This is a genomic window from Flavobacteriales bacterium (assembly GCA_025210805.1).
Taxonomy (GTDB): Bacteria; Bacteroidota; Bacteroidia; order Flavobacteriales; family CAJXXR01; genus JAOAQX01.
The window spans coordinates 1-4989 of sequence record JAOAQX010000008.1 but is presented as its reverse complement, the minus strand read 5'-3'; the positions used below and the strand labels follow the sequence as shown (position 1 = coordinate 4989).

General features: G+C 32.6%; 6 protein-coding genes. 1 reads left to right on the top strand and 5 read right to left on the bottom strand.

Going from position 1 to position 4989, the window contains the following annotated elements:
* Positions 1-664: 664 nt before the first annotated feature.
* Positions 665-1039, bottom strand: coding sequence for a cupin domain-containing protein (locus tag N4A45_05210; GenBank protein MCT4664614.1), 375 nt, complete (start codon positions 1037-1039; stop codon positions 665-667).
* 272 nt (positions 1040-1311) lie between these two features.
* Here N4A45_05210 and N4A45_05205 point away from each other — a divergent pair, with 272 nt between their 5' ends.
* Entirely contained in the window at positions 1312-3006 is a 1695-nt protein-coding gene (locus tag N4A45_05205) for a recombinase family protein (protein ID MCT4664613.1), read from the top strand.
* An 85-nt stretch (positions 3007-3091) separates the two neighbouring features.
* Here N4A45_05205 and N4A45_05200 read toward each other — a convergent pair whose 3' ends face one another.
* The 4 genes from N4A45_05200 to N4A45_05185 form a co-directional block, all read right to left on the bottom strand.
* A complete protein-coding gene (locus tag N4A45_05200; protein ID MCT4664612.1) occupies positions 3092-3268 on the bottom strand; it encodes a hypothetical protein in 177 nt (58 codons plus the stop codon).
* Between the two features lie 490 nt (positions 3269-3758).
* Positions 3759-4064, bottom strand: a complete 306-nt coding sequence (locus N4A45_05195; protein MCT4664611.1) for a hypothetical protein — start codon at positions 4062-4064, stop codon at positions 3759-3761.
* Positions 4051-4776, bottom strand: coding sequence for an N-acetylmuramoyl-L-alanine amidase (locus N4A45_05190; GenBank protein ID MCT4664610.1), 726 nt, complete (start codon positions 4774-4776; stop codon positions 4051-4053). Before N4A45_05190 ends, N4A45_05195 begins: the two co-directional genes overlap by 14 nt.
* A gap of 15 nt (positions 4777-4791) precedes the next feature.
* Positions 4792-4989, bottom strand: a 198-nt coding sequence (locus N4A45_05185) for a hemolysin XhlA family protein (GenBank protein MCT4664609.1), incomplete at its 5' end; no start/stop codon positions are given.

The window sequence follows — 4989 nt, the reverse complement described above, 5'->3', positions numbered from 1 at the left end:
CATGCAGGTTATGTATGAGTTTCAATACATCTCATGTTAAGGTCTAATTAGATCAAAATACAAAGCTGGTAAATATTATTAATGTTTCAATACATCTCATGTTAAGGTCTAATTTAAAGAAATGATGAATAATAAAATGGTTTCTGAGTTTCAATACATCTCATGTTAAGGTCTAATATAAAAAATGCTCAATTAGAAGAGTATGATCCTAATTGTTTCAATACATCTTATGTTAAGGTCTAATTTAACTTAAACCCTAACTTGCAAGTGAATGGCAAGAGTTTCAATACATCGTATGTTAAGGTCTAATATGAAGCTCGCATGGAAAATGAATATTCTATTTATAGTTTCAATACATCGTATGTTAAGGTCTAATTTATATAAAAAATATTGAGTTTAAAAGCGTTTTTGTGTTTCAATACATCGTATGTTAAGGTCTAATGACACTCGTTTCAACGTTTGTCTAAAATAAGTATACACCCTTTTTGTTCAAATTTCAAGCAAAACTTGTGTTTCACTCCAGTGATTTACCAAAAAATCCTAAATCATGGTGATTTAAGTAATGCTCTCATTTGGATATTTCCGGTTGGAATTTTAACGCTCGTTTCCATAAATTAAAATAGCCCACTACATTTTTAGTAGTGGGCTCCTGATTTTATCTATGCTATTCTAGTGGTCTCATTTGTTCTTCTAGACTTCTAGTCATTTCAACATCATTATCACCAGTATGAGCTGTTGTTTTTTTCTCAATCAATATTATTTCACAGACTTCTTTCGCAACAGGTTTATGAGCTATTCCCTTTTCTACAAGATAGACATCGCCTTCGTTTAATTCTATAGAACTATTTTCAAATTCTAAAACCAAACTTCCTCTATGAATTATGAAAAGTTCATCCTCGTTCTCATGTGTATGAAAAGGAATATCATCACCCTTCACTCTTGCTAACTTCACATAGCAATTTTCAACACTTGATATAATTCTTGGTGACCAAAACTCATTAATCTTTTTAAATGATTCATTGATATTTAATGCTTTCATACAAATTCCTCCTTTTTTACCTTTCAAATTCATTACTACCCTATATAAATATTATCACCAAGATATATTTTAAATGTATTTTTTTATAAGCATTTTGCTTTATTACAAAAACGTATTAATTTCAAAAGGTGCAAAACAACTATTTTATCCTACTTTTTTCGAATTACATCTATTTACTGCTACAAAATAGGTTTCATTCAGTAGCCTTTTATTATTCATTCTTAAATGATATAATTATAACCGAACATATATTCGACAGGAGGCGATTAACTTTGAAGCAAAAGGCAGCACTTTATATTCGAGTAAGTACCACTCACCAAATAGACAAAGATTCTCTTCCATTTCAGCGAGAAGAGTTAAAAAATTATTCTAAATATATTCTGGGTATCGATGATTATGTTATTTTTGAAGATGCCGGTTACTCTGGGAAAAATACACTTAGACCTGCTTTTCAAGACATGATGAAAAGAATTAGAGAAAAAGAATTTTCTCATCTGCTAGTTTGGAAAATAGATAGAATTTCACGTAATCTCAAAGACTTCTCCGAAATGTATGATGAGCTTAAAAAGTATAATATTACTTTTATTTCTAAAAACGAACAATTTGATACTTCATCGGCTATGGGTGAAGCAATGCTGAAGATAATACTAGTTTTTGCAGAACTCGAAAGACAATTAACTGCAGAGAGAGTTTCTTCTATTATGCTGTCTAGAGCTGAAAAAGGTCTTTGGAATGGAGCACCAGTTCCACTTGGATATGTATGGGACCCAGTTAAAAAGTTTCCAGTTCCTGATAAAGAACAATCTGAAACTGTTAGACTTATTTTCGATAAGTATGAAAATGATAGATCTACAGGTAAAGTCACAGTATTTTTAAATACCAATGGAGTAAGTACAAAACGTGGTGGAACATGGACAAGTAAAACTGTAGTAAACATCATTAGGAATCCTTTCTATAAAGGAACTTATCGATACAATTATAGAGAATCTGCTCGAGGCAAAAAGAAAGATCCTTCAGAGTGGATTTTGGTTGATAATAATCATGAACCTATAATATCAGTTGATCAGTGGGAAAGATGTAATAAAATAATGGATAAAAACGCTTCAAAGAATACTGCGATGTTTCGTTCAAATGGTCATATCCACATTTTCAGCGGACTTGTAGAATGTAATCAGTGTGGTAAATTATTTAGAGCTAGTCTTGATAGAGCTAGAAAAGATGGTTTTAGACCATCTATTTATAGATGCATAGGTGCTATCTCTGGACTTGGATGTAGTGTAAAAATGGTCGGAGAGGTTTCTTTTGCTCCTATCGTAGTTAATTATATTTCCAATTTACTTAAAGCACAAAAGACTATTACTAAAAATCATACTTTAAGTGATCTTGAAAAAATACTTCTTACTGGTAAACATCTAGCTAAAATTAAAAATATTAATAAATCTGATTTAGAAGCATTATATACGTCAATTGTAACTGATTCATCTGAACCAGAATACATGGCTCTGCCTAATAAGAAAAATAAAATGCGCACTCCAAAAGAAATTAAGCTCGCAAAGCTAGAAAGAGAAAAAAAGAAAAGTGAAACTGCTCTTGAAAGACTTATGAATTTATACCTATACTCTGATACTCCATTGACAGAAAAGGAACTCATAATTAAAAGAAAATCTTTAGAATCTGAAATAGAAAAAATAAATGATGAAATTAAAGTTTTATATAAAGATGCTGCAGACCATTACTCTGCAGATGACAAAATATTTTTCAAACAAGCTAGTTATTTTATGCTAAATAATAAACTGTTTAAACGAAATGCTATCAACTACAAATGGTTATGTCAAACTATTGATCCAATACTTTTAAAGGATTTTATTAACACTCTAATCAAGAAAGTTATAGTGGATAATGGTACCGTAGTTGGTATTCAGCTTCGGAATGGATTAACTCAGCATTTTATATACAAAAATGGCTAAAAACCGTTTCAATCGATTTTTAGCCCTATTTTCACCAAAGTTCGTGGAGGTCTCGGATGTAGATATATCAATGGTTTGCACAAATCTAGCTTACAAAAGATTGTGGACAACCAAAAGTCACAGTGAGATGTTTTTTTCTGCGCCCATTTTTCTCATAAAACTCATCGCTCATTTGTCTTAATTTATTCATATATGGTTGTTGCTCCATCCAGTCCTTGCTCACTTTTTTCACCGATACTATAGTTTTTTCTTTTCTTTCCATTTTTACTTCCTCCTCGATCTAGGTACATTTATAAAAGTACATCCTTTATATTATATCAAAATTGAGGGCGTTAAAAAAGAGCCGATGTTGGTGAATGTTTGAGGGCAAAAAAAATAACCTAGAGTTTAGATTGGATCTAAATTCTAGGTTATTTTGGTTGTGATTGGTGTGTGACATCGTATGTTAAGGTCTAATCAATAATGAGTACGAATATTTAAACACTAAATTCTTGTTTCAATACATCACATGTTAAGGTCTAATGACACTCGTTTCAACGTTTGTCTAAAATGAGTATATACCCTTTTCATTCAAATTTCAAGCAAAACTTGTGTTTCACTCCAGTGATTTACCAAAAAATCCTAAATCATGGTGATTTGAGCAATACTCTCATCTGGATATTTCTGGTTGGAAAATGAACGACAATTTTTCCCAGTTTAGAAATAAAAAAAGCTGAAGAACTTTAGATTGTTAGTTCTTCAGCCTAAGTGTTCTATTCGGTTTTCACTTCATCACTTTTGTAATCGTTTTCGGAATATTCGCCCTTTTTGAGTGCGCTTTTTCCCATAGAGTATATCCCTGAAGATAGTGCGCCTATAACAAGTCCCTGGCTAAGTCCTTGAATTGCTTCTACTTCTCCACCGCTGAAAACAACTGCATTTGCAGTGTTTAGAGCGCCTGCTACAACGAATACAATTAGTGGAAGTATACTCTTCTTCATGTTCGGTGCTTGCTCTTTCACTATATTAACGATTGTAATCGTTAATCCTGCTACGATAAATTCACTAAGCATTTTCATTCTCTCCTTTTTCTAGTATTCTTGATATTACTGTGAAGAATAACCATGTCGGAACATTTTCACCCATTTTTGTTTTCCAGGCATCAGGTGAATCTATTATTTCCATGTTGGCCAACTTTTCGAGTGATTGTTCTCCTAGTTCTTGCTGCCATTTTTCTATGCTTTCATTTTGATTCATCAATTCTTTTACTTTGATTTTGAAGGCTTCAAATTCATCTGGATGATATACAAAGTATTTGGGACAATTCTTCCAACCTACTACTTGTTTGTGAGTCCAGATATCTGTTATTGGATTTAAATCATATTTTTTACAAAGGTCTGCGCATCGAGTTGCTAGTGTTTCAAGTGTTTCTTTTGTCATATTGCCTTCCCAGTCTATATGGGTACACTCTATTCCGTAGGTGCAATTATTTGGATACTCTCCCAAAACTGCTAATGCTTCATCGGTGTAGGTTTTAGAACCTACATGATATGCCATTTCGTTTGGTGGGATTGCCAGGACGATATCTCCGTTTAGGTCTATAATCTCATGTGCTGATCCGTAGCAATTCTTACCGTGTTTTCTATTTTCAAAGTAGTTTCTATTGTCCATTGCTGAAGAGTTGGGATTGGCGACCCAGTGGATCACCAATGCTTTTATTTTCTCCAGCGGTCTTTGAGGTCTGCTGTATTTGTTGGGTGTTAGATGTTTTTCAATTAGTTTGTAGTTCATGAAGTTACCTCCTCTCTATTTGAAAAGACCTGCTTGAACTGCATAAAAAAAGAAGCCTACAAATGCTCCTACCATTAATCCTATGAACCATCTCATGGTTTTCACCAATGATTTGATTTGTTGACATAAGTTTTTTATCTCTGTCTTTGCTTCTGATCTGTATTGTTCTAGACTATCAAGTCTTTCACTGTGATTGTTTAGTCTTCTTTCATG

Excerpts from the sequence above, each read along its gene's own strand:
- N4A45_05210 (MCT4664614.1), bottom strand. The coding sequence starts at position 1,039 with ATGAAAGCATTAAATATCAATGAATCATTTAAAAAGATTAATGAGTTT.
- N4A45_05200 (MCT4664612.1), bottom strand. The coding sequence starts at position 3,268 with ATGGAAAGAAAAGAAAAAACTATAGTATCGGTGAAAAAAGTGAGCAAG.
- N4A45_05195 (MCT4664611.1), bottom strand. The coding sequence starts at position 4,064 with ATGAAAATGCTTAGTGAATTTATCGTAGCAGGATTAACGATTACAATC.
- N4A45_05190 (MCT4664610.1), bottom strand. The coding sequence starts at position 4,776 with ATGAACTACAAACTAATTGAAAAACATCTAACACCCAACAAATACAGC.